Origin of the sequence: Pedobacter steynii, from assembly GCF_900103665.1 — a bacterium.
Classification (GTDB): Bacteria; Bacteroidota; Bacteroidia; order Sphingobacteriales; family Sphingobacteriaceae; genus Pedobacter; species Pedobacter steynii.
This window is the reverse complement of the sequence record NZ_FNGY01000004.1, coordinates 474,986-501,746: the sequence shown is the minus strand read 5'-3', so window position 1 is coordinate 501,746 and position 26,761 is coordinate 474,986. Positions and strand designations below refer to the sequence as shown.

Annotated in this window: 11 protein-coding genes; 10 read left to right on the top strand and 1 reads right to left on the bottom strand. The window is 44.1% G+C overall.

Going from position 1 to position 26,761, the window contains the following annotated elements:
- Positions 1-8: 8 nt before the first annotated feature.
- Both BLQ87_RS14145 and BLQ87_RS34045 read left to right on the top strand, forming a co-directional pair.
- Positions 9-2,165, top strand: a complete 2,157-nt coding sequence (locus tag BLQ87_RS14145; RefSeq protein ID WP_074607725.1) for a glycoside hydrolase family 43 protein — start codon at positions 9-11, stop codon at positions 2,163-2,165.
- Positions 2,165-4,627: a BNR-4 repeat-containing protein gene (locus tag BLQ87_RS34045; protein WP_083361868.1), complete on the top strand. Its 2,463-nt coding sequence runs from the start codon at positions 2,165-2,167 to the stop codon at positions 4,625-4,627. The genes BLQ87_RS14145 and BLQ87_RS34045 overlap by 1 nt, the downstream gene beginning before the upstream one ends.
- Positions 4,628-4,664: 37 nt before the next feature.
- Here the strand turns inward: BLQ87_RS34045 and BLQ87_RS14130 are convergent, their stop codons facing one another.
- Positions 4,665-8,714 carry a hybrid sensor histidine kinase/response regulator transcription factor gene (locus BLQ87_RS14130; RefSeq protein WP_074607723.1) on the bottom strand — a complete coding sequence of 1,350 codons (4,050 nt, stop codon included), beginning with the start codon at positions 8,712-8,714 and terminating at the stop codon, positions 4,665-4,667.
- Between the two features lie 515 nt (positions 8,715-9,229).
- On the opposite strand from BLQ87_RS14130, the gene BLQ87_RS14125 reads away from it, so the two are divergent.
- The 8 genes from BLQ87_RS14125 (at position 9,230) to BLQ87_RS14090 (ending at position 26,755) form a co-directional block, all read left to right on the top strand.
- The gene (locus BLQ87_RS14125) at positions 9,230-12,433 is read left to right on the top strand and encodes a SusC/RagA family TonB-linked outer membrane protein (protein WP_083361867.1); all 3,204 of its coding nucleotides are present in this window, start codon (positions 9,230-9,232) and stop codon (positions 12,431-12,433) included.
- A 5-nt stretch (positions 12,434-12,438) separates the two neighbouring features.
- Positions 12,439-14,400 carry a RagB/SusD family nutrient uptake outer membrane protein gene (locus tag BLQ87_RS14120; protein WP_083361866.1) on the top strand — a complete coding sequence of 654 codons (1,962 nt, stop codon included), beginning with the start codon at positions 12,439-12,441 and terminating at the stop codon, positions 14,398-14,400.
- A 14-nt stretch (positions 14,401-14,414) separates the two neighbouring features.
- Entirely contained in the window at positions 14,415-15,617 is a 1,203-nt protein-coding gene (locus tag BLQ87_RS14115; RefSeq protein ID WP_074607958.1) for a DUF5000 domain-containing lipoprotein, read from the top strand.
- Between the two features lie 30 nt (positions 15,618-15,647).
- Positions 15,648-16,898 carry a DUF4998 domain-containing protein gene (locus BLQ87_RS14110; protein ID WP_172664913.1) on the top strand — a complete coding sequence of 417 codons (1,251 nt, stop codon included), beginning with the start codon at positions 15,648-15,650 and terminating at the stop codon, positions 16,896-16,898.
- A 110-nt stretch (positions 16,899-17,008) separates the two neighbouring features.
- The gene (locus BLQ87_RS14105) at positions 17,009-17,833 is read left to right on the top strand and encodes a glycoside hydrolase family 16 protein (RefSeq protein WP_074607715.1); all 825 of its coding nucleotides are present in this window, start codon (positions 17,009-17,011) and stop codon (positions 17,831-17,833) included.
- Between the two features lie 16 nt (positions 17,834-17,849).
- Positions 17,850-19,088 (top strand): hypothetical protein, encoded by a 1,239-nt coding sequence (locus tag BLQ87_RS14100; protein ID WP_074607713.1) that lies wholly within the window; start codon positions 17,850-17,852, stop codon positions 19,086-19,088.
- A gap of 172 nt (positions 19,089-19,260) precedes the next feature.
- Positions 19,261-23,379 carry a hybrid sensor histidine kinase/response regulator transcription factor gene (locus BLQ87_RS14095; protein WP_074607710.1) on the top strand — a complete coding sequence of 1,373 codons (4,119 nt, stop codon included), beginning with the start codon at positions 19,261-19,263 and terminating at the stop codon, positions 23,377-23,379.
- Positions 23,380-23,578: 199 nt separating this feature from the next.
- Positions 23,579-26,755 carry a SusC/RagA family TonB-linked outer membrane protein gene (locus tag BLQ87_RS14090; protein ID WP_074607708.1) on the top strand — a complete coding sequence of 1,059 codons (3,177 nt, stop codon included), beginning with the start codon at positions 23,579-23,581 and terminating at the stop codon, positions 26,753-26,755.
- Positions 26,756-26,761 lie beyond the last annotated feature (6 nt).

The following is a 26,761-nucleotide window of genomic DNA, read 5'->3' as shown; positions in this document are numbered from 1 at the left end:
GAACCACAATGAATATAAAATTTAACCGTAACTGCCATAAATTATTACTGAGCTGCCTTGTTCTTGTCCTGACATCTTGGTCTGCGCTGGCCCAGAAACAAAAAAACACAGCTTATCTTTTCACCTATTTTACCGGCAACAGCGGCGTGGAAGAATCTATCCGTTTTGCAATCAGTAGTGATGGGTATACCTACAGGGCACTAAATAACGATCAGCCAGTGATCAGCTCTGCAGTAATCAGTTCAACAGGGGGCGTACGTGATCCCCATATTTTACGTGGAGCAGATGGTAAAACTTTCTATATGGTGGTTACCGATATGGTTTCAGCCAAAGGCTGGGACTCGAACAGGGCGATGGTTCTGTTAAAATCTACGGACCTGATCAACTGGACTTCAAGTATCGTCAATATCCAGAAACGGTTTCCTGGTCAGGAAAATTTATTGAGAGTCTGGGCACCTCAAACGATATATGATCAGAAAGCGGGTAAATACATGGTCTATTGGTCGATGAAACATGGCGCAGATCCGGATAAGATCTACTGGGCCTATGCAAATAAAGATTTTACAGACCTGGAAACAGCGCCCAAACAATTGTTCTTTAGTCCAACCAACGGTGCCTGCATTGATGGCGACATCATCTTTGACCAGGGGAAATACCATTTGTTCTTTAAAACTGAAGGTGAGGGACTGGGCATTCGTGTTGCAGTTTCAGATCAGCTAAAAGAAGGGTATGTATTGCGTGAGGGTAACGTGCAGCAGACAAAGGATCCGGTAGAAGGTGCGGGGGTATTCAAACTCAATAACGGGGAAGGGTATATTCTGATGTATGATGTATACACCAAAGGCCGATACCAGTTTACCAAAACAAAAGATTTGAAGCAATTTACCGTGGTGGATCATGATGTGAAGATGGATTTTCATCCCCGTCATGGCACGGTGCTGCCCATTACTACGCAGGAAGCAAATGCATTGCTGAAAAAATGGTATAGACCTGAAAACCTGCTGAATTCTTTCCAATCTGCAGCAATTAAAAGGAACAATGTGGTGGTCGATACGACGAACTCAACACTTTATTTGCCGGTAAAGCATGGCAATCTCCTTAAATCATTCGATCCGGGTTTTGTGATTTTTCCAGGTATGGACATCAGCCCAAAGGCACCCTATGATTTTACAAAAGGCCCGGTAAAGCTAAAAGTCAGCTCGCCCGGAGGTAAACCGAAAGTCTATGAAGTTAGCGCTTCAATAGACCTGAATCCGGTCCTGAATGGCTATTATGCAGATCCGGAGATTCTCTATTCCCATAAAACAGGAAAATACCATTTATATCCTACCAGCGATGGTTTTACGGATTGGGCCGGAAACTATTTCAAAACATTCTCCTCCTCAAATCTGGCAGGTTGGAAAGATGAAGGTGTCATCTTAGATCTACCCAGGGATGTAAGCTGGGCAAAGAGAAATGCCTGGGCGCCGACGATCGCTGAAAAGAAGATCAATGGCAGTTATAAATACTACTATTATTTTACTGCTGCACAGAAAATAGGCGTTGCGGTAGCGGATGATCCTTCCGGTCCCTTTAAAGATAGCGGAAAAGCACTCATAGCAGGAAAACCTCAGGGCATTAAAGGTGGACAAGAAATAGACCCTGATGTATTTACGGATCCTAAAAGCGGAAAGAGCTATTTGTACTGGGGAAATGGTTACATGGCTGTGGCCTTATTAAATGATGACATGATCTCCATAGACTCTTCCTCTGTTAAAGTGATCACTCCTGATGAAACCTACAGAGAAGGAACTGAAGTGTTTTACAGAAAGGGTAAGTATTATTTTTTATGGTCTCAGAACGATACCAGAGATGCAGATTATGGGGTGAGGTATGGAATTTCGGATACACCAACGGGCAAAATTAACCTGCCTGAAAATAACCTGATCCTTTCCAAAGATGTAAAACAGGGGATTTACGCAACAGGGCACAATTCAGTGATCCAGGTGCCTGGAAAAGACGATTGGTATATCGTTTACCATCGTTTCACGCGTCCGCATGGATTGGGAATGGGACAATCCGCGGGTTATCATCGGGAAGTATGTATTGATAAGTTAGAGTTTGATACAAATGGAAACATCAAGGTAGTACAACTCACATTGAAGGGCATTTACTTAGCGGATTGATGAGAAAGCATATCCTCGCATTATTGCTGGTCCTGTTTGCGTCGCGACTCTTCGCACAAAAGCAGATAGAACAACAAACACAACAACGCACGCCGCAAGAACAAGAAAGAGTATTGCAAGAACAAGAAAAAGGACTGCAAAAACAAGAACAGCAGCAAGAAAAACCGGTCAAAGTAACCTTGCTAAATCTCCTGAAAAAGGTAAATAACCATTGGCAGGCCAATCATAAACCAGAAGTCCGGGCATTTTGGGACGAGGCGGCTTACCATACCGGCAACATGGAATTGCTTGCCATCACCGGCGATGAAAATTACAGATTGTATTCCGAACGCTGGGCGAATTATAACCAATGGATGGGCGCCAAATCTACCGATAAATCGACCTGGAAATACCAATATGGTGAAAAAGATGATTACGTACTTTTTGGCGACTGGCAAATCTGTTTCCAGACCTATATCGATCTGTATCACTTAAAGCCCGAAAGCCATAAAATAGCCAGAGCCAAAGAGGTGATGGAATACCAAATGAGCACTGTTGCGAAAGATTACTGGTGGTGGGCAGATGGGTTGTACATGGTGATGCCGGTAATGACAAAGTTGTATAAAACAACCGGCGATAAACGCTACCTGGAAAAGCTACACGAGTATTTTGAATATGCAAACCACATCATGTACGATCAGAAAACAGGTTTGTATTATAGAGATGCCAAATATGTATACTCTAAACACAAAACCTTAAATCATAAAAAGGATTTCTGGGCAAGAGGGAATGGCTGGGTCTTTGCCGGTCTGGCAAAGGTCCTGAAGGACCTGCCTGCAGATGATCCGCATTACAATTTATACGTTTCCAAATACCAAACCCTCGCTAAGGCCATTTTAAAAAGTCAGCAGGAGGAAGGGTATTGGACCAGAAGTATGTTGGATAAAGACCATGCACCAGGACCAGAAACCAGTGGTACGGCCTTTTTTACCTATGGCTTATTCTGGGGCATTAACAATGGTTATCTGAAAGAAAAAAACTACCTGAATGCGGCACTGAAGGGCTGGAAATACTTGTCGGAAGTGGCATTACAGAAAGATGGCAGTGTGGGCTATATTCAGCCGATCGGTGAAAAAGCGATTCCCGGACAAATCGTAAATGCAAATTCTACCGCCAATTTTGGCGTAGGTGCTTTTTTGCTGGCGGGTGCAGAACTGTATCGGTACCTGGATAAAAAGCCGGTGATGAGCACCATCGCAGAAAATGGCTGGGCCAACAATTCTGTAAATGTTGTCGTCTTCCGGAAAAACTCACTGGTTACTTTTAAAAATACACAATACGCCGCTTATTATGATGCGGATCAATACCTGGTAGTTGCCAAACGCAGCATCAATAAAAAGAAATGGGAGGTTTTGCGGAGCGTCTATAAAGCCGATGCAGGAGATGCACATAAATCCATCAGCATTATAGTGGACGACCGCGGCTATCTGCATGTAGCCTGGGGGCAACACAACAACGGACTCAACTATGTCAGAAGCATTACCGCCGGTTCTTTAGTTTTGGGAACACCGGAAGCCATGCTGGGTACAAAAGAAAACAAGGTCAGTTATCCGGAATTTTATAAACTGGCTAAGGGAACACTCCTGTTTATATACCGGGATGGGGGATCAGGAAACGGGAACCTGATGATCAACAGCTATAACTCCGGAACGAAAAAATGGCAGAGGATACAAGATAACCTGATTGATGGGGAAGGGAAACGCAATGCCTACTGGCAAACGGCAATAGACGATAAGGGAACGATACACCTTTCCTGGGTATGGCGCGAAAGTCCGGATGTGAGCAGCAATCATGACCTCTGTTATGCACGGTCTAAAGATGGCGGACTAACCTGGGAAAATGCGGCAGGGCAGGCTTACCAACTTCCAATCCATCATAAAAATGCAGAATATGCAGCAATGATTCCCCAAAAAACGGAGCTGATCAACCAGACTTCCATGTTTGCAGACGATGCCGGAAATCCGTACATCGCCGGATACTGGAAAGATAAAGGTTCAGCGGCTCCACAATACCACCTGGTCTATCACGATGGTAAAAGCTGGCAGGTAAATACATTGGACTTTCGCAGTACAGATTTTTCCCTGAGCGGCGCAGGTACAAAACGTATCCCTATATCCAGGCCACAGGTTGTTGCCTGGAAAAGTAAAGACCTCTTAAATGTAGCCTTGATTTTCAGAGATCTGGAACGTGGAAATAAGGTTTCCCTTGCTCTTTGCAGAGATTTACAACAAAATAACTGGGAGATTACCGACCTTAGTCAAAGTACGGTGGGCGATTGGGAGCCGAGTTATGATACCGAACTATGGAGAACTAAAGGAAGATTAGACCTCTTCCTGCAACGTGTGGAGCAGGTAGACGGGGAGGGGAAAGCCAATAACAAACCAAGCCTGGTTCAGGTCCTGGAATGGAAGCCAGTCCCATGATTAATCAAAGCAATTAATCATGGGAATTGATTAGTCCTCATTTGCTCAATTTGTAACCTTTCGCAAATGGTTTGCGGTATTTCTTGATATACTCCGAAGGCCGCAAACCAAATAATTTCTGAAACTGCTCCCTGAAATACTTAATGTCGCTAAAGCCGGATTGAAAGGCCACCTGATTTACATTATGCTCGGAATGGATGAATAATTGAGCCGCACTTCGCAATTTGATGTACCGGATGAATTCATTGATGGTTTTTCCGGAAATGGTTTTTACTTTTTTGTATAAGGCGGAATGACTCATGCCCACTTCATCAGCGAGGATTTTGATGCTAAAATCCGGATTATTCAAATGATTTTCCGTGATTACTATACATCTTTCTAAAAATTCTTTATTCTCTTTTGATACTCTGGAATTGTCGGATTGCAGGGTGATCTCGTTGTAAAAATAGTTTTGCAAAGTGCTTCTGCTTTTCAAAAGGTTAGCCACCCTGGCCAACAACATCTCTTTATCGAAAGGTTTGGTAATGTGATCGTCTGCACCCCCTTCAATCCCTTTCAGCTTAATTTCTGCTGAAGAACTGGAGGTCAGCAAAATCACAGGAATATGGCTTAAATGAGGATCTTCTTTAATCTTTGTACAAAGTTCCACGCCGCTCAGTTCCTTCATCACTACATCGGTAATCACAATATCCGGCATGTTTGCGCTGACCATAGCCAATCCTTCTTCCCCGCTTGCTGCTTCGTACACGATATAATCAGGCATAAATAGTTGCCTGATGTAAGTACGGATTTCCTCATTGTCATCTACAATGAGAATCCCTGATTTGTCGGTGCTAAGTTCATTTGATACTTCCGCCGGCACTGGGTTCACAACAGGTAAATGATGATACTCTATGATTAGTTCCTCCAGAAATACAGGGGTCTCATCGGTATGTTCATGAATCTGCTGACCAGGGAAATGAGCCTTGCCTTTTAACAATTTAAGGAGAAATTCTGTCCCTTTTCCAGGTGTACTGGAATAGCTGATTTTTCCAAAATGCTGGTTAACAAACTTGTTGACCAGGTAAAGACCGATGCCAAATCCCGGCTTGGAAGTCTGGTTTTTCTCTGTCGCCTGATAGAACCTGGCAAATAACTTGTTTCCAACCTCCGCGGAGATACCAGTTCCTGTGTCAGTAATGTGAATGGCGACTTCATCTTCTGCCTCTTTGATGGACATTTCAATCTTACCGCCATCAGGACTGAATTTAAAGGCATTGGAAATCAGGTTAAACAAAGAAATCTCAATTTTCTCCCGGTCCATATACAGGTCAATATGTGCTGCGCTGCTGGAAAAACTAAACTGTATATTCCTTGATTTGGCCTGCTGACTGAAGCAAAAATAAACCTCTTTGCAAAAAACAACCAGATCGGTTTTTGTGATCTTCAGATTTTCTGCGTCGGACTTCCTGAAAAGCAACAACTGATCCACCAAACTCAATAACCTTCTTGCGTTTCTGTAAACAACGGTTAACTCCTTGGCGTCTACCTGAGTATGGTGATTCAGAATGTCCTTCAGCGGATTGATGATCAGGGTGAGGGGCGTCCGGAACTCATGGGATACGTTGGTGAAAAATCCCAGTTTTTTTTCATTAAGCTCTTGTTCCTGGGCTACTTTCAAATGGGCGAGTTCTACCTGGTACCGCAAAGCGGTTTGTCTTTTCTGATAATTCAGATAAATATAGATGGAGCCGGCAAAGCCAATCGCATATAAGAAATAAGCCCAGTAAGACCTCCACCATGGTGGCATCACTTCGATGAGCAATATCCGTTCATTTTGGAGCCATTTGCCTTCCGCATTGGTCGACTTAATCCTCAACCGGTAACTGCCTTCCGGTAATTTAGAGTAATTGACAGTTCTGTTGATCCCGGGATCGTTCCAGGTATTGTCCCAGCCTTCCAGGTAATAGGCATAGGAAATTTTGTTAGGGGAGGAGTACTCCAGGGCAGCGAAGCCGACAGAAAGTACGGCCTTATCGTAGGGCAGGGTGATTTTCTCTACCTCGAATACGCTTTTTTTATCTTCAAAGCTGTCGTCCTGCTCATAGGGGATGTTGTTGGTTCCAAGATTAGTAATGAGTAGTCTGGGTTCAATCGAATGCGGCTTGATTTGCTCCGGCCGAAAGAGGTTGAAACCTTTAATGCCACCAAATAAGAACTCTCCGGATTTGAGTTTCAGCGCTGCATTGTAATTAAACTGATTGCTTTGCAGCCCATCCATTTCATGGAAATTTTTAAACTGCCCGTTCGAAGGGGTAAAACGGCTTAATCCGCTAAAGGTGGAGATCCAAAGGCTGCCGGTATCATCTTCCAGGATGTTCAACACGGCATTGCCACTTAATCCGTCTTTTTGAGACCAGGTTTTATAGACGCCGGTCTTGCGGTCAAATAACAGCAAACCGCCACCTTCAGTGCCTATCCAGAAATGACCTTTTTTGTCCTCATAAATCACCCTTACTGCCGTATTCATGGGGTACGTCCTATGCTTTCTGTTTTTAAGGTCTACCCGGATCAGGGAGGAGAAGGTACCCATCCACAATACGCCTTGCCGGTCCTCATTAATGGAGATCACATTTTTAAGTTGTGCATCAAATAGCTCAAATTTATTTGTCGCCGTATTGAGCTGGTAGGTTCCGCCATCAGAGCAGGTCCCAACCCAGATGTGCTTAGATTTATCCTCGTAAATGCTCCAGGCATTTTTATCCATAATCCCGGTTTCAGTATTGAAGCAGGGATAGTATTGGAAATTACCCGTAGCCGGATTGAACCGGTTCACTCCTCCACCATAAGTGGCCATCCATAGGTTGCTTTTTTCATCTCTCACAATACCGGCAACGTTGTTATTGCTTAAGGAATTCGGATCAGAAGGCTTGTGGACATAGCTGGTAAATTGATTGTTCTGTCGATCCCAGTAACTTAAACCTTCTCCGTCTGTACCTACCCATACATTACCTTGAGGATCTTCACAAAAGGACAGAATGAAGTTGCTGATCAGTCCGCTGGCTTTAAAAGGGGTGGAATTGATGGTCTTAAACCTGGTTTTATGTTTATCTATGATATTGATCCCACCCCTTAAGGTACCAATCCATAACCTTTGGTCTTTATCCTCAAAAACAGTGTTAACCGCACTGCTGGTTAACATTCCCGGTTCCTTCCCGGATTTTAGATGAGCTGATTTTTCTTTCTGAATGTCATAGCTGATGATCCCGCCTCCATCGGTGCTGATCCATAATTTATGTTCCTTATCTACAGACAAGTCAAGTACCGTGTTGTTTAGTTCAATCCCGTTCTTATGGTTATAGGGCAGCAATGTTTTTGATCCAATCTGATATTTATAAAGACCGGACTCATTTCCAATCCAGATATTGCCCAGACCATCGGGGGCCATACATTGAACATCTATCGCAAAATCCTGTACAGGGGTAATTTGTTTTGTTTTCGGACGATACAAACACAGACCATATTCCTGAATATAAAGCCAAATGTTTTTATGCTGGTCTATTTTTATAGATTTTACATGATAGGAATTACTTTGATATTTGCCGTTTTTATAGGGAATTTGCAGGGCGATATCTTTATCCTTTCCATACTCCAGCAGGCCTTGTCCATCGGTTGCGATGTAAACCTGATCCTGTTCGTCCCTGACCAATCCATTGACCGCATAAGAGATGTCCCGGAAACCTTTTTGATGCCGAAACCTGATCATGCTGAACTTACCGCTGGCCACATGGTATAAGTTAGCCCCTTTTTTTGTGCCTATGATGAGGTTGTGATGGGTATCTTCCTGGATGCATACAATGCGGTTGTCAATTAAGGAAGTTTGATCATTCAGCTTATTCCTGAATACCTGAAATTTGTAACCATCATATCGGTTTAATCCCTCATAAGTTCCGAACCATAGGAAGCCATATTTGTCCTGATAGATACTGGTGACGGCATTGTTTGACAAGCCATTTTCAATTCCCAGATAATATAAATACGGATGATTAACGGCGCTCGAATAGAGACTGCTCAAAAGAATGAGAACAAGACAAAAATATCCCTTCATGAAAATGTTTAGTACCCCCTGATTTGGTTAGAATTAACTGACACAAGTTAATCAATTTTGCCTGAAATGAGCCTTAAAAACGAGTTCACCCCTTACATTTTACCATTATACCCCCCATATTTATGCTGCTGCCGTAGTTAGATTTGTATACAACCAAACTATAAAACCATGAATACCCTCACCACAAACCCCTCAGGCTTTCCTGTTCATTACTTACCCGTTTTTCTAATGATATAAACTAAAATACAGCAGGCTACAGGCGATATTTTTTTGCCGGATTTAATAACTGTTATATTGACGTTTAATATGAGCCCTGCCTGGTCTCCTTTTTTGGGGATACCCGCCTCTGATACGCAATACCTAAACCAAAATAAATAATTAACAAACCAACCAAACCAGTATGAAACGAACCGATGGAAGTCCAAATGCTTCCAAATTAGAAAAGCCCTGTTCCAGGCTCAGAATTTTGCAGGATGCAAACAGAAAATTAACTCACCAAATCAAACAAAGCAAACATGAATAAAACGCTACTTAAATACAGCTGGTGTCTTTGCTGTTTCCTTATGGCCTTTACTTTTGCCGCATCTGCACAAACGGAAGTAACCGTAAAAGGCTTCGTAAGAGACAGTATCGGTGGTATTCCTTCAGCAACAGTAAGGCATACAGATTCAAAAAACGGAGTATCTACAAATCAGTCCGGCCAGTATACCATAAAGGTCCCTAAAACCTCAAAATTAATATTTTCTTTTGTGGGTTATAAACCAAAAACAGTCGCTGTTTCGGATTATAAACCCAATTCGGAAGGTGTTTACACGATTTCAGTCACCTTGTTACCGGATGCGAGTGCCTTAGAAGAAGTCACTGTGGTCGGATTTGGAACGCAAAAGAAAACGAGTGTCATCAGTTCCATCATTTCCATTAACCCGAAAGAACTAAAGGGGCCAACCAGTAACCTGACCACCATGCTTGCAGGTAGGGTAGCAGGTATGGTGGCTTACCAGCGTAGTGGCGAACCGGGGGGCGATAATGCCAATTTCTTTATCCGCGGACTGGGAAGTTTCGGTGCAGGAAAGCAGGATCCTTTAATCCTGATTGATGGGATTGAATCGAGTAACAACGATATGGCACGTTTACAGCCCGACGACATTGCTTCATTCAATGTTTTAAAGGATGCAACTGCTTCTGCGGTTTATGGTGCCCGTGGTGCCAATGGGGTGATCATCATCATCACCAAATCAGGAGTCGATGGAAAAACGAAATTCAGCTTCAGAACTGAAACCTCATTATCGGGTAATGCACGGAACTTCCGCTTTGCAGACAATATTTCTTATATGAAAATGGCAAATGAGGCCTCCTTAACCAGGAACCCATTGGCCATACTTCCATATCTGCAGACTAAAATTGATGCTACTGCAGCCGGTGAAAATGAATTGCTGTATCCAAATAATAACTGGATCGACCTGTTGATTAAAGACAGGACGATAAACAACCGGTACAACATCAGTGCAACAGGAGGAAGTGCAAAGGCACGCTACTATGTTGCCGGTACTTATAATGTAGACAATGGAGTTTTGAAAGTTGATAAGCTGAACAATTTCAACAGCAACATCAAGATGAAAAATTACTCGATCAGGTCCAATGTCAACTTAAACATCACTGCGACTACAGAAGCGATCATCAGGGTATACGGCCAGTTTGATGACTATCGCGGCCCGGTTGGTGGCAGAGACGAGAACGGTAACCGCATCAACGGGGGAGAGAAGATCTTCACTCAGGCCATCGGCTCAAATCCTGTAATGTTTCCTGCAGTATATCCAGCCAGTTATTCTCCATTTACCAAACACCCTTTGTTTGGGAATGCCAGAACCATTGGGGATGGAACCTATATTAACCCTTATGCAGAAATGGTAAAGGGTTATGAAGACAGAAATGCTTCCACGCTCCAGACGCAACTGGAACTGAAACAGGATTTAAACTTCTTTACCAACGGACTGAGTGCCAGAATGATGGCCTATGCACGCAGGTATTCATTTTTTAATGTCAGCAGACAATACAGCCCTTTCTATTATTCCGCGAACGTTCAGCCCGACGGACAGCTCACTTTATCTCCGCTTAACGATGGAGGGATTGGATCATTAGTCCCGGTAGGTACAGAATATTTAAGCTATGGCGAAGGCGATAAAGACCTCAACTCCACTTTTTACGTGGAAACAGCGCTGAATTACAACCGGACATTCAATGAAAAACATGCGGTTACAGGGATGGTGATCTCTACCATGAGGAATTACCTTTCGGGAAATGCAGGTTCCTTACAACGTTCCTTGCCTTCCAGGAACCTCGGGGTTTCCGGCAGAGCCACTTATGGTTACGATAACCGGTACCTGGCGGAGTTTAGCTTCGGTTACAACGGTTCTGAACGCTTTGCCGATAACAACAGATATGGCTTTTTCCCTTCCTTCGGTCTGGGTTACGTGATTTCCAATGAAAAGTTTTTTGAGCCGCTGAAATCATTCATGCCGAGTATGAAGCTAAGGGCAACCTACGGATTGGTGGGGAACGACCAGATCGGAAAGACGGAAGACCGTTTTTTTTACCTGTCTGAAGTGAACATGAACGATGGCACCTATGGCGCGCGTTTTGGCGAGCTTTTAGAAGGCTATAGAAATGGAATTTCACTATCCAGATATGCCAATAACCTGATCACCTGGGAGCGGTCCAAACAGATCAACTTCGCACTTGATTTTAACATAAAAAACGCATTGGATGTCACTCTTGAAATCTACAGGAATACCAGGTCGAACATCCTGACCGAGCGTACCTTTTTACCTTCAAGTATGGGCCTTCAGGCTCCGGTAAGGGCAAACACGAACAAAATGCAGAGCGAGGGTGCCGATATCTCAGTGAACTATAATAAGAGTTTTGGCGATGGGATGTACATTCAGGGCAGAGGTAACTTCACTTATGCAAAAAACAAAATATTAGTCTATGATGAACCGGCATTTTCGGATAAGGAAGCCTACAGATATCACGTAGGACGCCCTTCTACACAGCGCTTCGGTTACATTGCTGAGCGTCTCTTCACTGATGATCAGGAGGCGATGAACTCCCCGCAACAGTTTGGTGCCGTAGCGGGAATAGATTACCGTGGAGGAGACATCAAATACCGTGATGTAAATCAGGATGGCGTCATCAGTGATGCCGATATGGTTCCTCTGGGGCTTCCTGAATCACCGGAAATCATTTATGGTTTCGGCGGAACAGTTGGGTTTAAAGGTTTCGACCTGAGCGCATTTTTTCAGGGATCTGCCCGCTCTTCCTTTTTTATCGACTCCGAAAAAATCGCCCCTTTTGTTTTCAGAAACGGAAACCAGAACGGCCTGTTAGATGTGATCAAAGAAAGTTACTGGTCTGAAGAGAACCGTGATATCTATTCCTTATGGCCAAGATTGAGCCAGACCCTGGTTTCCAATAACAACAAAACCTCTACATGGTGGATGCGCAATGGCTCATTTTTAAGATTGAAGACCGTCGAGCTGGGCTATTCTCTAAAAGATAAGACCGCAAAAAGACTCGGATTATCCAGTCTCCGGATGTATGTGAACTCCTCAAATCTTGCTGCCCTCAGTAGTTTCAAACTATGGGATCCTGAAATGGGAGGAAAGGGCTTGGGCTATCCGATCCAGGTGGTATATAACATTGGTATCAACGTAGAACTTTAAGAATCATGAATAATTTAAACCTAAATAAAGCCAGTAAAATACGCCCCTATTTAATGATAAGCGTGTTATTGCTGACGGCTTTCTCCTCCTGCAAGAAATATCTGGACATCATACCGGATAATATCCCGACCATTGACAATGCCTTTACTTTACGCAATGAGGCCGAGAAATACCTGTACACCTGTTATTCTTTCCTTCCAAAAGAAGGAGATCCCACCTACAATATCGGATATATGGCCGGTGATGAGGTCTGGATCCCCTATGACCAGCGGGAATTTGGTCCCAATGCCTGGCAGATTGCGAGAGGTTCGCAGAATGCAGCTGATCCTTATTCCAACGCCTGGAGTTCCCGAAGGGGAGGTGGAGGCCCGCAAGATCTTTACGGACTATTCACAGGTATCCGCAACTGCAATATCTTTTTAGCAAATGTGAAGGATCCGACTAAGGTGTTAGACCTCAGGCAAGATGAACGGGAACGCTGGATTGCAGAAGTACAGTTTTTAAAAGCCTATTATCATTTTTACCTGTTGCGGATGTATGGTCCTATTCCATTGGTAAAAAGCAACATCGACATCAGTGCGGCAGAAAATGATGTCAGGGTTAAAAGAGCGCCTTTTGATGAAGGTGTGACTTACATCACCAGCCTTTTAGATTCGGCTGCCACAACTTTACCCCTGATCATCGGCGATCGTGGCTCGGAACTGGGGCGCATCACAAAACCAATTGCTTTAGCAGTTAAGGCCAAGGTTTTATTAATGGCGGCAAGCCCCTTGTTTAACGGGAATAGCGATTACATCGGTTTCAAAGATCAGGATGGGATCAATCTTTTTAATACCAGTTACGATGCCAATAAATGGAAGCTGGCCTCCGACGCAGCGAAAGCAGCGATTGAATCAGCCACAGCTGCAGGTTTTAAACTGTATGAATTTCCGGTTTCTGCATTTAAACTTTCTGATACCACTAAAAGACAAATGTCCATCCGCAATGCATTTACTGAAAGATGGAATGCTGAGCATGTATGGGCGAATCCTAATTCTTTAGCCGCAGAAGGCCTGCAGAGAAATGCAATGGCGAGAATCAGCACCAATATTGGTGTCGGTACTGCCAGACAGCAATTGAGTGTACCGATAAAAATTGCTGAACAGTTCTATACCGTCAATGGTGTGCCCATCAACGAGGATAAAACCCTGAATTTTAACAATAAATATTCCCTGAGAACTGCGATTAGAAGAGAACGGTTTCATGTAAAACAAGGTTATACCACTGCGCGTCTCAATTTCGACAGAGAGCCGAGGTTTTATGCTGACCTTGGGTTCGATGGTGGGGTATGGTATAAATATGATAGCCCTACGAGTTCAGATTCAGCTACTTATGTTTTAGAAGGGAAATCTGTTCAGCTTGCCGGTGCCAATAATTACGGCTGGTATAATGAAACCGGATATTTCATCAAAAAGGTGGTCGACTGGAACATGGCAAGTACTTCTTCCAATATTTCCTATCGTGCCTATCCATGGCCACAAGTCAGACTGGCAGATCTTTACCTGATGTATGCTGAAGCTTTAAATGAGACGCTGACTGCGCCTGATGGGGAGGTTTTTGACTATATCAACCGGGTTCGTAAGCGCGCGGGCTTGTTAGATGTCCAAAAAGCATGGACAGATTATTCAAGCAATCCAACAAAATTCGGAAATCAGGCAGGAATGCGCGAAATCATCCAGCAGGAACGCTTAATCGAGCTGGCATTTGAAGGGAGCCGATATTGGGATATTCTGAGATGGAAAAAGGCCACCGAGATGTTCAATCAAAACATCACCGGCTGGAGTGTATCTCAGGGTACAGAACAGGAGTATTATAAAGTCAGAACCATTTACCCTCAGAGTTTTATTGCGCCAAGAGATTACCTGTGGCCGATTAGGACCTATGATATCACTGTTAACCCAAAACTTACGCAAAACCCAGGATGGTAATTAAACTGAAGAACATGAGAAATAATAATATGATAAAGCTGGTCTCCTTTTTCTTGGGACTGATCATACTTAACCAAGGTTGTAAAGAAGATGAATTGTTGCCTTTAACAGACAATCAGACCCCACCAGGTATAGTGTCGAATATAAGTGTGGAAAATGGTCCTGGAAAGGCCAAAATCACCTATTCTTTACCAAATGAAAAAGACCTTTTATATGTGAAAGCAGTCTACACGCTGAGCAGTGGAAAGGAATACGAGGTCAAGTCGTCGATTTACAACAGCTCACTTGAAGTTGTTGGTTTCGGTGATACAGACGAACATACGGTTAAACTTTATTCGGTAAACCGCAGTGAAGTAGCTTCCACACCTGTGGAGGTTAAAGTTAAACCGCTGGAGAATGCCATCTGGTCTGTATATAGAAGCCTGGGAGTAATCGCTGATTTTGCTGGTATCAAGCTGACGGCAAAGAATACTTTTCAGTCTGATCTTGCCATTGAAGTCCTGGTTCAGAAAGAGGGGAAATATGTTCCCAGCGCGAAAAATATCTATACCAAAGTGATTGATATCGATCAGTCGGTACGTGGTTTTGATACGGTCTCACAGAAGTTTGCGATCACGATCAGAGACCGCTGGCTCAACTATAGTGATACTTTATATGCGACGCTGAAACCACTGTACGAGACGGCACTTCCTAAAACAGACTATCGTCCGATTACCTTGCCTACGGATGCGACACAGGAATATACCTCTACCAGTCTGAGTTATATGTGGGATGGAAATATCATGGACTGGCCAAGGATCTCGCTGACAAAGACGACGATCCTGACGCCTCAATGGGTCACCTTTGATCTGGGGAAACCAGCCACCCTGAGCAGGATCATGATCTGGGATTATCCTGAATACCTGAATGCCGGAAGAACCTACTATTATGGAGGTGGTGTAAACCAGTTTGAAATATGGGGCTCTGATAATCCACCAGCCGATGGCAGTTTTAACAATTGGACGCTAATGGGAACCTTTCAGGCTAAAAAGCCATCAGGAAGTGCTTACGGTGTGCAGACAGGAGAGGACTACGCTGCAGCAAATGCAGGATTCAGTTACAGCCTTAAAATTGGCGCACCTAAAGTAAGATACCTCCGCATCAGGAACAATAAAAACTGGCAGGGTACCACCTTTATGTCGGTGGCGGAAGTTCAGGTTTATGGTGATCCAAGATAGTTAATGACCCAGAAATTTAATCTTATAAAGATGAAAAACAACATATTAAGTCGCTTGTTTAAGCAGCCTCGCTTATTGCTGCTTGCGATGATGACCATATCCCTGGCCTCTTGCGAAAAGGCGGATAAGTACAAAGAATTCGTTAAAGATGGCGAGATTTCCTATATCGGTAAACTGGATTCTGTGAAGGTTTATTCGGGAAAAAACAGAGTCATGATCAAAGGCATGATCACCTCAGACCCTAAAATTGTAGAATGCAGGGTCTTCTGGAACAATAAAAAAGATTCGCTGGTGATACCGGTGACGAAAGAAATGATCGCTGATACGATTCATAGATTTGTCAATATTGCCACTGAAGGTTTTCAGAACTTTGTGATTTATACCTACGATGCGGCAGGAAACCGTTCGATCCCGGTAAATACTTCCGGGCGGACCTATGGAAGCCGATACCAGGCAGGGTTGACAAACAGAGACATTACCGCTGCAAAGACAGATGAAACTACAGGCATCACTACGGTGGATTGGCTGGGGATGGATCGCTTAACAGGGGTATTTGCAACAGATATTACCTATACGAAACTCAACAATCAATCTGCTACGGTCCGGATTCCTATAGATTCTTCCAGGATTGCCTTGAAGGATTTCAAATACGGTTCTACCATCAATTACAAAACCCTGTTTTTACCGGACACGATCAGCGTAGATACCTTCTATTCAGCGGTCAGCACAAGGCAGATCGTTGCACCAGCATTCCTTAAGATAAACGTGACCAATACCTATCTTAAGAATGCGGGTGGTAATTTTTCCAGATCTAGCTGGGATAATTCCAGATGGGGTTTAGTGGCCGACTGGACCACAAGCGCGGGAGCGAAAAACGTGAACAATACTTACGGGAGTTATGAATTCAGAAACGGTTCAGGGATGATTTCTTTTGAAGCAGGCTGGGGACTTCCGGGGATAACAGACGCGTTGATTTATCAAACGGTTAGCCTGCCTGCCGGAACCTATTCTTTTGAAGCAAATGGTCTGGATCAGAATGCTGGAGGGACAAGGTACATTGCGGTAGGCGCAGGTAGCTCATTGCCGCTGGTTGCCAATATTCCAACTGCTGCCATTAAATATGGGATCTTAAACCCTCAACCGGCCACTGCCACGGTGAAGTTAGAATTTACCTTAACGCAAACCACCCAGGTATCGATCGGTTTCGCCGCTACGATGGCGGCCAACGGCTACTATACCAAAATTGGAAACGTTCGCCTTTATACCATTCAGAACTTGTAACCTGTTCTGAATCAAAGGATCTGGTCGTTCAGTACATCCGTCAGTACACCAGCTGAACGACCAGATTCCTTTTAATCTCTATTGAAAACTAATCTCCTTATTTATCAATCATGCGCTACAAAAAGATCTATTTCATCAGTTTGATGTCCCTGCTTTTCTGCACAAAACAAGCTGTAATTGCACAGCAAAATGCAATGCCCTCAGCGGCATCCGGCCCTCAAAAACCAATCATTTTACTTGACTCGGGTTCGTTTAACAGTCCGGATAAGTTTAAATCACGCTGGAATATGTTCTACCCCTGGGGTACGGACCACAATGGTGCTGCGAGGATGTATAAAAAGCAGGTTTCCATACTTTCCGGAGGCGTGCTGCAGATTAAGGCGAACCGCCACGAAACCTGGGAAGGTAACAGCACTGCCGATCCCAAACTAAGGATCTTCTACCATTCCGGTGCCGTTCATCTGAAAGATAAAATAATCGTCAGCGAAGCGAAACCCAGATGGATCATCAGCGGCGATTTTCAGGTGCCTTCAAACAAGGGGACCTGGCCTGCATTCTGGATCACAGGCTCAGAAAGCTGGCCACCGGAGAGCGACATTATGGAGTTTAAAGGCACAGATACCACCTGGCAAAACACAGCTACCGGACCAGACTGGAAACACCTGTCCTGGCAAAATAAGTTAAGCGCAGTTCCCAAGCCTCAGGACTGGCACAACTATAAAATTGTAATGGAAAAGACCTCGTCGACCGATGTCAGTATTGCCTATTACGTCGACAATGTGAAGACCGATACCCATACCGCAAACTTTGTCGGCAAGCCTTTCTGGCTGATCATCAATATGCAGATGGGAGGGGATAGCGGTACCGCGCCAAGGTCTTTGAAGACCGCGGTCATGAAGGGAAGAAATGTGTATGTAACTGCCTATTCTAATTAAATCATTAATAAACATTATGAAAACTAAATTATTGATATTCAACGTTGTAATTTTGTTAATTGTAGCGGAAAGTTGTAAGAAGGGAGCGCTTCCCATCAAAAAAGAAAACACGGAATCAGTACTAAGTACCGCCATAATTCCGACCTTAACAACCGCTGCATTTACCAGTATTACCACGGTTTCCGCAACCACCGGAGGAATGATCTCTGCCAATGGCGGGGCATCCGTTACGGAAAGAGGAATCTGTTATGGCCTTAGCCCTAATCCGACCATCGCAGACCTGACCGTTGTACCTACCAGCGTGTCCGGTTCAGGTGAATTTGTGGCAAGGCTGAGCGGACTAACGGCCTCTACCAAATACTATGTCAGGGCTTTCGCTAAAAATAGTGCAGGCATTGCTTATGGCAACGAAATGGAACTCAATACCGCAGATGTAGTCAGCGCGACCTTCTCCTTTACCCCGATGTTTATCATCGGATCTACGCTGGCCGCAACAGATGTCGAGGTGCTGACCGATGGGGGCAATGCTGTGACTGAAAAGGGAATTTGCTGGAGTACTACCGCGAACCCAACCATCAGCAACAACAAGTTAAAACACAACAGCACCGGAACGGGTAAATTCCGTACAATGGTCAAAGGATTGAATGAAAAAACAACGTACCATGTGCGCGCCTATGCCATCAACGCAAAAGGCGTAAGCTATAGTGCTGATGTTACCTTTAAAACGATCCCTGCAGGTAAAATGACTTATACCTTCAATAAGGCAACAAACCCTACTGCAGAGCAGTTGGCGGCCTACGACCGGCTACAAATGCCCATCGATAGTGCCAGCTGGTATATCAAAAATTTCACCTCCGCAACCAAACATGTTTACCTGAACTATGATCCGGGAGTACCCACTGCCGATGCCAACAATGAAGGCTGGATGAGATTTGGTGCGAGTACAGGAGTTCAGAACATCAGGACCATGCTGCATGAAATGAACCATACGCTTGGAACAGGAACTTCAACCTGGTGGTCGGGGAAAATTATAGCTGGCAAATATCAGGGCGAACATGTCAATGCGCTATTGAAAAAAATCCAGAACAGCAACGTTGATGTACAGCTGAGTGGCGATACGCAACATTGGTGGCCTTATGGTTTGAACCAGAATTCCGAGGTGACTTCAAGCTGGGATTATGTCTACAACTGTCTGATTATCGAAGCGATGAGAAAAGACGGAATGACTTCCTATAGCGGTGCGTATACGCCATAGTAAACCGTTTGATTCCTAAATAATACGCTTAATAACCCCTGTTTTCGTCAGCATACTGCTCTCTCTCAAATCACCCTGAGGAAAGAAGTATGCTGGCGATTTCGTTTATTATAGCCGGTCCACCGACTATTTTGTTACATTTGAATCCTAAAAAAACAACAGCCAGCCAAAAATGCGTTTACTACAAACTCTTATTCTTGTTGCGTATTTTTTGGTTCAGTCGCTAAACCTTAAAGCGCAGTCATGGCCAGCAGAGAATGGCAAATCTCCTTATGGCAATTATGCGCTTAAAACTTATACCATTTCTGATGGTCTTCCTTCTAAAAATACAACGGCTACATTCAAGGATAAAAGAGGCTTTATCTGGGTAGGTACCGAAAACGGTCTTTGTCGTTTTGATGGTTACACCTTCAAAATATTTTACCATAAGCCTGGCGACAGGTCCTCGATCAGCAACAACTTCATCAGTACCATCGTAGAAGACCGCAAAGGCAGGCTATGGGTAGGCACCATGGACGGATTAAACGTGATGGATCCGCTGACGGAAAAATTCCAATCCTTTTATCACAACGAATCCATTGCTTCCTCCATCAGCAACAACAAAATATGGTCTCTGCTTTGCGACAGACAGGGCATCATCTGGGTAGGGACCGATGATGGCTTTAACAGGTACCAAGAAGCCACGAAATCCTTTACCGTTTATCAGCCCAATCAAAAATCGCCGAATGCAATGGTCGGTAAATCTGTCAATTCAATTATTGAAGACAGGGCGGGTAAGCTGTGGCTGGGGAACTGGAGTGGGGGATTAAACAGCTTCGATAAACGCACACAGCAATTCAAAAACTTTCAACAAAAGCAATTGCCGGGATTTAAGAATCCGAACGATGTATGGGCAATCGCCTACGATGAAAAAGATGCGATCTGGATAGGGACCTATTGGAACGGTTTATTTCGTTTTGACCTTAAAACACAGACTTTCAGTGCGATTAAAGCTCCGGATAAAAACAATACCGGCATTTATAGCATACTTCCGGTCTCGGGCAATACTTTACTGGTTGGCGGAAGCAACGGCTTTCATTGGCTGGATACCGAAAGCAACAAATGGGAGCCGATAAAAAATCTGGTCAATTATGCCTTTGGCGATGCTTACAAAGACCGGGATGGCATCATCTGGATCAATGCAAAGAACGGTTTTCTAAAGATAGATAGTAAACAATACAAGTTTGACCTCAAAGCGCTTAAACTTGGGGATGCGGAAGTAAAAAGCCTTGCGAGTAAAGACAATCAGATCTGGGTCGGAACGAATAAAGGACTGTATACCTTCGATTACAAATCCGGAAAGCTGTCGGCATTTAAGAAAAACGGAACGCACAACAGTCTGGAAAGTAACGACATCAGTAAGCTGTATTTCGATGCTAAGGGAACGCTATGGATCCTTACCGAAGATGGATTTGACAGCTATGACCCAGAGCGGAAAACATTTTCTCATCATGACCACCATTCCGCTTTAGGGAGCCTGTTCAATGAGGATGTTTTTCGGGATATCCTGGAGGTGGAGCCCGGAATCTATTACCTGGCTACCGATGCGGGGCTTAAAATTTACAATAGTCATAATAATACTTTCAAACATTATTACAGCAATAAGAATGATCCATATGCTTTGAGCAATAACCACCTGTATTCTTTGTTAAAAGATCAAAAAGGATACATCTGGATCGGGACTTACGGAGGTGGTCTGAACCGTTTTAATCCGCGGACGGAACGTTTCCAGGTTTTTCGCACTGCAGAGCGCTCCAATGGTGGAATCAGCAGCAACATCATCAGAGGTTTATTTCAGGATTCCCGGCAAAATATCTGGATAGCTACACCAGACGGGCTGAATAAAGTGGAGGCTAAGGACCAGAAATTTGTGGTCTATTCAACAAAAGATGGCTTTGCCAGCAACGTATTCAGGGACATTACAGAAGACCGCAACGGCAACATCTGGGTAGTTACGGAAAGCGGACTCTCCAAATTTGATCCCAAAGAATTGAAGGTGCGGAATTTTGACGAAGCTGATGGAGTGTACGTGAACTCCGTATTGGGGAACGATGGAAAAGAGATTTACCTCGCCGGAGCATTGGGCCTGATCAGGTTTGATCCATTGGCTATTCCATTCAATAAAATCATCCCACCTGTTTATTTTACAGATTTTCAGTTGTTTAACAAATCGGTAGTCCCGGATCCGAACGGGCCATTAAAACAAAACCTGAACCTCAGCACCGAACTGACGCTTGATTATGAGCAAAGTGTGTTCTCCTTTGAATTTGTTGGGCTCAACTACCGCTATCCGGAAAAAAATGAATACGCTTATAAATTGGTTGGCTTTGATAAAAAATGGAACCATGTAGGAACACAAAGAAAAGCCACTTATACGAACTTAAATCCGGGCACTTATAAGCTCTGGATCAGGGCATCAAATAATGATGGCGTCTGGAATGAACAGGGAAAGGTGTTGGTCATCAGCATTCGTCCGCCATGGTATTGGACCTGGTGGGCCTACACGCTGTATGCAGCCAGCATTGCGCTGCTCATTTACCTGTACCTGCTTTATCGGAATAAACAGGCCGACCTGAAATACAAAATAAAAGTAGCGAGCATAGAAAGTGAAAAGGAAAAGGAACTCAATGAAAAGAAACTCTCTTTCTTTACGAATATCTCCCATGAGTTCCGGACCCCATTAACCCTGATCATCAATCCGATCAAGGAACTGCTGTACCATGACGATAAAAACGTGGATACGAGCAACCTCAATATCGTATACAGGAATGCAAAACGACTGCTGAGTCTGGTAGATCAGCTTCTGCTCTTCAGGAAAGCAGATGCCCAAGCGGATAAACTGAAGGCAGCAGACCTGGACATGGTCAACCTTTGTAAAGAAGTGTACCTCTGCTTTTCCCATCAGGCCAATTCAAGGGGGATTGCCTACGATTTTGTGAGTTCATCCGATCACATCTGGATCTATGCCGACCGCGAAAAACTGGAAATTGCCATATTTAATCTGTTGTCAAATGCGATTAAATTTACACCGGAAGGGGGGAGTGTAAGGCTTGAAACCCTGGAAATAGATGATCAGCTGACGATTAAGGTGATCGATACCGGTTGTGGCATCCCTGAAGCTGCAGGTGAGAAAATTTATAACAGATTTTACCAGGAAACAGATGAAAACAGTTCTTTGAGGACTGGCTTTGGCATCGGATTGTTCCTGGTCCGTAATTTCATAGAAAACCATGGCGGTTCCATTACCTATACGAGTGTACCCAATCAGGGAACTACTTTTGTCATCAGCCTGCAGAAAGGAAAAGACCATATCCATCCCGATCAGGTGATTCCTGTTTCGGAAAGCAGTTCCATGTTGCTGATGGAGCTGGCAGAAGAGGAAGGCAACACAGGGCCTGAAGAAGAACAGGTCATTGCTGAACCGCAGGAAGAAGCGCTGGCTTCAGAAAAGAAAACCATACTGATCATTGATGATAATAAATCGATCAGGGATTATTTGGTCAGTATTTTCAAACCTTATTATCATTTGCATGTAGCCACAAGCGGAGAAGAAGGGATGACGATGATCAGGGAGTTATTGCCCGATTTTATCATCAGTGATGTGATGATGCAAGGCATCAGCGGAATAGAAATCTGTAGCCTGGTGAAAGAAGATGCGGCTTTAAGCCATATCCCGGTAGTGTTGCTGACCGCCAGTTCTTCTCCGGAGATTAAACTGAAGGGCCTGGAAATCGGTGCAGACGATTACATCAGCAAGCCTTTTGATAAAGACCTGCTCGTAGCCAGAGTGGCCGGAATCCTGAAAAGCAAAAACAGTCTGCAGAAGTATTTCTATAACGAGATCACCCTAAACCCGACCACCTCAAAAATCTCTGCGGAATACCGGGACTTTCTGCAGGAATGTATCCGGATTGTAGAGCAACACATCACCGATCCCAATTTCAATATTCAGGTCCTTGCAGAAGAGATTGGCATTTCCCGTTCCAGCTTGTTCAATAAAATAAAGTCCATTTCCGGAAGGTCGTCCAACAGCTTCATCCGTTTCATTCGTCTGAGAAAAGCAGCGGAAATTTTTATCAATACAGACAACACCATTTCAGAAACGATGTTTATGGTTGGCATCAACGACATTAAGTATTTCAGGGAACAATTCAATAAACTGTTCAACATGAATCCTTCAGATTACATTCGGAAATACCGGAAGAACTTTTCCAACAACATCACCCTGAGCAAAGAGCTCAAGAAAAAATAATCCGGCTTTCCTGCAAAAAACGCATTTTTACCCCTCACATATTCTCAGTTTGCCCCCCTGAATTCTGTTTAAAACCATCGAATTTAGCTTCTGTCAACAGGATACCTATATCTGTAACCGGGCTGTGCGCACAGTCAGATTTCATCAGATTTTAGGGCTAACAGTTGATGAGCTAATCCTAAAACCAAATATAAACGATATGAGAAAAGTTATACAAAACGTGTATACTCCGTTTTGGCTGATGACAAAAAGGGCTGTTGTAGTAACTGCTATAAATGCGTTGCTGCTTTCTGCCCAGTCCACGCAAGCTTCCGAGCGGCTGACGGTCAATTTTCGCCAAAATGTAGTAACTGGAACTGTCTACGATGAAAAGGGAGGTACATTGCCGGGGGTCAGTGTACTGGTAAAAGGTACGACAACCGCGGCTATTACCAATGCACAGGGAAAGTATTCCATTAAAGTTCCCGCCGACAATGCGATTCTCGTATTTAGCTATGTGGGTTATACCAACCTGGAACTTCCGGTTACAGGGAAATCTGTGCTCGACGCAAAACTATCACCCGATTCCAGATCCTTAAACGAACTCATCGTGGTGGGTTATGGTACACAAAAGAAGGAAACCGTAACCGGGTCGATCTCTCAGATCAAAGGCGCAGACCTGGTAAAAAGTCCGCAACCCAATTTATCCAATTCACTTGCAGGAAGGTTCTCCGGGGTAATCGTCAATAACAGAGGTGGAGAGCCTGGCTATGATGGTTCAAACATTACCATCCGCGGACAAGCGACTACAGGTAGCAATAGTGTCCTGGTAGTGGTTGATGGAATTCCCGGACAAATCGGCGGACTGGAACGTCTGGATCCGAACGACATCGAAAGTGTTTCTGTGTTAAAAGATGCCTCGGCTGCGATTTATGGTAACCGTGCGGCAAACGGGGTTATTCTCGTAACGACCAAAAGGGGGAAAACAGGAAAACCTTCCATCAGCTATAGCTTTAACCAGGGCTTTAGCTCGCCAACACGTTTACCAAAACTGGCAGATGCGGCAACCTATGCACAACTGATGAATGAGATCAATTTCGATTCCAGTCCTTCAGGAGGCATGAACCAATCTTATAGCGAAGCGCAAATCCAGAAATTCAGAGACGGTTCTGATCCTTTGCTTTTTCCAAATACAGACTGGGCAAAAACCGTCCTTAAAGATGTCACCAAACAAAGTCAACATAGCCTGTCCGTAACGGGAGGAACTGAAGATGTGAAATATTATGTTTCGCTCGGGATGATCAACCAGGACGGCTTGTATAAAAACGGCGTAGCCAATTACAAACAATACAATTTCCGTTCAAATGTAGATGCCAACGTGAGCAAACGACTTAAAGTAGGTTTATCGCTTGCGGGAAGAGAAGAAAATAGAAAATTCCCAATCACAGGTGCGGGCGATTTGTTCCGTTCCATTTACAGGGCCAAACCAATTGTAGCTGCATTCTATCCGAATGGATTTCCTACCAGAGGGATAGAAGGGGCAAACCCTGCTGTACTGGCCACAGATTTAGGCGGAACCAGCAATAACCCTACACAGGTATTGAATGCGATCCTGAAAGGCAGCTACCAGATCCCTGGGATCGAAGGCTTGTCGGCAGATGGATTTTTCTCTGTAGATAAATCGAATGTCTTCACTAAAACTTTTAATAAACCGTATCTATTGTACGAATACCAGCCAGGCTCGGATACTTATAAGTCTGACATCTATGGCGGTAACAACAAAAAAGCGACACTTAAAGAGTCTCAGCAAAGAGAATACCTGCTGACTTCCAATGTGAAGCTGAACTTCGCACGTCGCTTCGGTCTTCACGACATCAATGCTTTTGTAGGTTTTGAACAAAGTAAAAACAACATCGAGTATTTTGATGCAGAGCGTTTCAATTACCTGTCTACCCAGTTGCCGGAATTGTCGCAGGGTGGAACAGCAGCAACAGATTTTCTGAATTCTGGTTATAGCTCTAATTATACCCGCAGAAGTATCATCAGCAGAATTGCCTATGCTTACGACGACAAATACCTGTTTGAAGGTCAGCTTCGCCGGGATGGATCATCTATTTTTGCGAAAGGGAAGCAGTGGGGATCTTTTCCATCAGTTTCTGCCGGATGGCGCATCAATAAGGAAAGGTGGTTTAGTGAAAATGTGAAGTTCTTTGACGAACTGAAACTGAGGGCTTCCTATGGTTCATTGGGAAATGACAACGTGAAAGGATTCCAGTTCTACGACAATTACATTTTGATCAACAACGGATTTGTCGCACAGGCACCGGGTGGAACCCCAACGATTCAACCGGGAGTAGGGTTATCTAAACTGGCCAATCCGGACATCACCTGGGAAGTATCTAAAAAACTGGATATCGGTATCAATGCCACCTTCTTACAGAACTTTACATTGGAGGCGATCTATTTCAAACAACAAAGGTCTGATATCCTGGCAGCAAGAAATGCTTCTCTTCCTGGTTCATCGGGAATTGTGAATCCTTACAATGACAGAAGTGCAAATTATAACCCATTGGTTCCTTCAGAAAACATTGGTAAAGTAAATAGCGAAGGTTTTGAAGGTACATTAGGTTATGCCCACCGTGGATCTGAGTTCAACTGGGGCCTGTCTGGTAATATCACTTATGCCAAGAGCAAAATCATCTTCGTTGATGAAGCATCCGGTACTTTGGCTTACCAGAGAGAAACCGGAGGTCCTTTAAACAGTTACCTGTTGTACAACAGCATCGGGTTGTTCCGTACACAGGCAGACCTGGACAATTACCCACATGTTCCGGGTGCAAAGGTAGGCGACCTGAAATTCCAGGATTTTAATGGTGATGGTGTCCTGAATGCGGACGACATGACGCGTCAGAAATATGGCAACATCCCTCAGATCATTTATGGTTTTAACTTCAATGCTTCTTATAAAAACTTCGACCTGTCGGTGTTATTTGCAGGCCAGACACAGGTAAGCCAATATGTATTACCGGAATCAGGCAGCATCGGAAACTTCTACAGCAGCTGGGCCGACAACAGGTTTAGTCCGACCAATCCGAACGGCAGTTATCCGAAAGTGACCGAACGCGCATCCAATGCGATCAGTGGCGGAGGGTATAGAAATACCTTCTGGCTAAACAACGCTTCTTTCCTGCGACTTAAAAACGTGGAGCTGGCGTATAACCTGAAAGGGGAGTTCCTGTCGAAGATCAAGATTTCGGGAGTCCGGTTATTTGCGAGTGCATTCAACTTGTTTACCATCACCAAAGTAAAAGATTATGATCCGGAAGGAAACAGCGAAAGCGGTCAGTTTTACCCGCAGCAAAGGATCATCAATTTAGGTGCAAACGTTAAATTTTAAATCCTG

Coding starts and splice junctions, on each gene's coding strand:
- BLQ87_RS14145 (WP_074607725.1), top strand. CDS start 9: ATGAATATAAAATTTAACCGTAACTGCCATAAATTATTACTGAGCTGC.
- BLQ87_RS34045 (WP_083361868.1), top strand. CDS start 2,165: ATGAGAAAGCATATCCTCGCATTATTGCTGGTCCTGTTTGCGTCGCGA.
- BLQ87_RS14130 (WP_074607723.1), bottom strand. CDS start 8,714: ATGAAGGGATATTTTTGTCTTGTTCTCATTCTTTTGAGCAGTCTCTAT.
- BLQ87_RS14125 (WP_083361867.1), top strand. CDS start 9,230: ATGAATAAAACGCTACTTAAATACAGCTGGTGTCTTTGCTGTTTCCTT.
- BLQ87_RS14120 (WP_083361866.1), top strand. CDS start 12,439: ATGAATAATTTAAACCTAAATAAAGCCAGTAAAATACGCCCCTATTTA.
- BLQ87_RS14115 (WP_074607958.1), top strand. CDS start 14,415: ATGAGAAATAATAATATGATAAAGCTGGTCTCCTTTTTCTTGGGACTG.
- BLQ87_RS14110 (WP_172664913.1), top strand. CDS start 15,648: ATGAAAAACAACATATTAAGTCGCTTGTTTAAGCAGCCTCGCTTATTG.
- BLQ87_RS14105 (WP_074607715.1), top strand. CDS start 17,009: ATGCGCTACAAAAAGATCTATTTCATCAGTTTGATGTCCCTGCTTTTC.
- BLQ87_RS14100 (WP_074607713.1), top strand. CDS start 17,850: ATGAAAACTAAATTATTGATATTCAACGTTGTAATTTTGTTAATTGTA.
- BLQ87_RS14095 (WP_074607710.1), top strand. CDS start 19,261: ATGCGTTTACTACAAACTCTTATTCTTGTTGCGTATTTTTTGGTTCAG.
- BLQ87_RS14090 (WP_074607708.1), top strand. CDS start 23,579: ATGAGAAAAGTTATACAAAACGTGTATACTCCGTTTTGGCTGATGACA.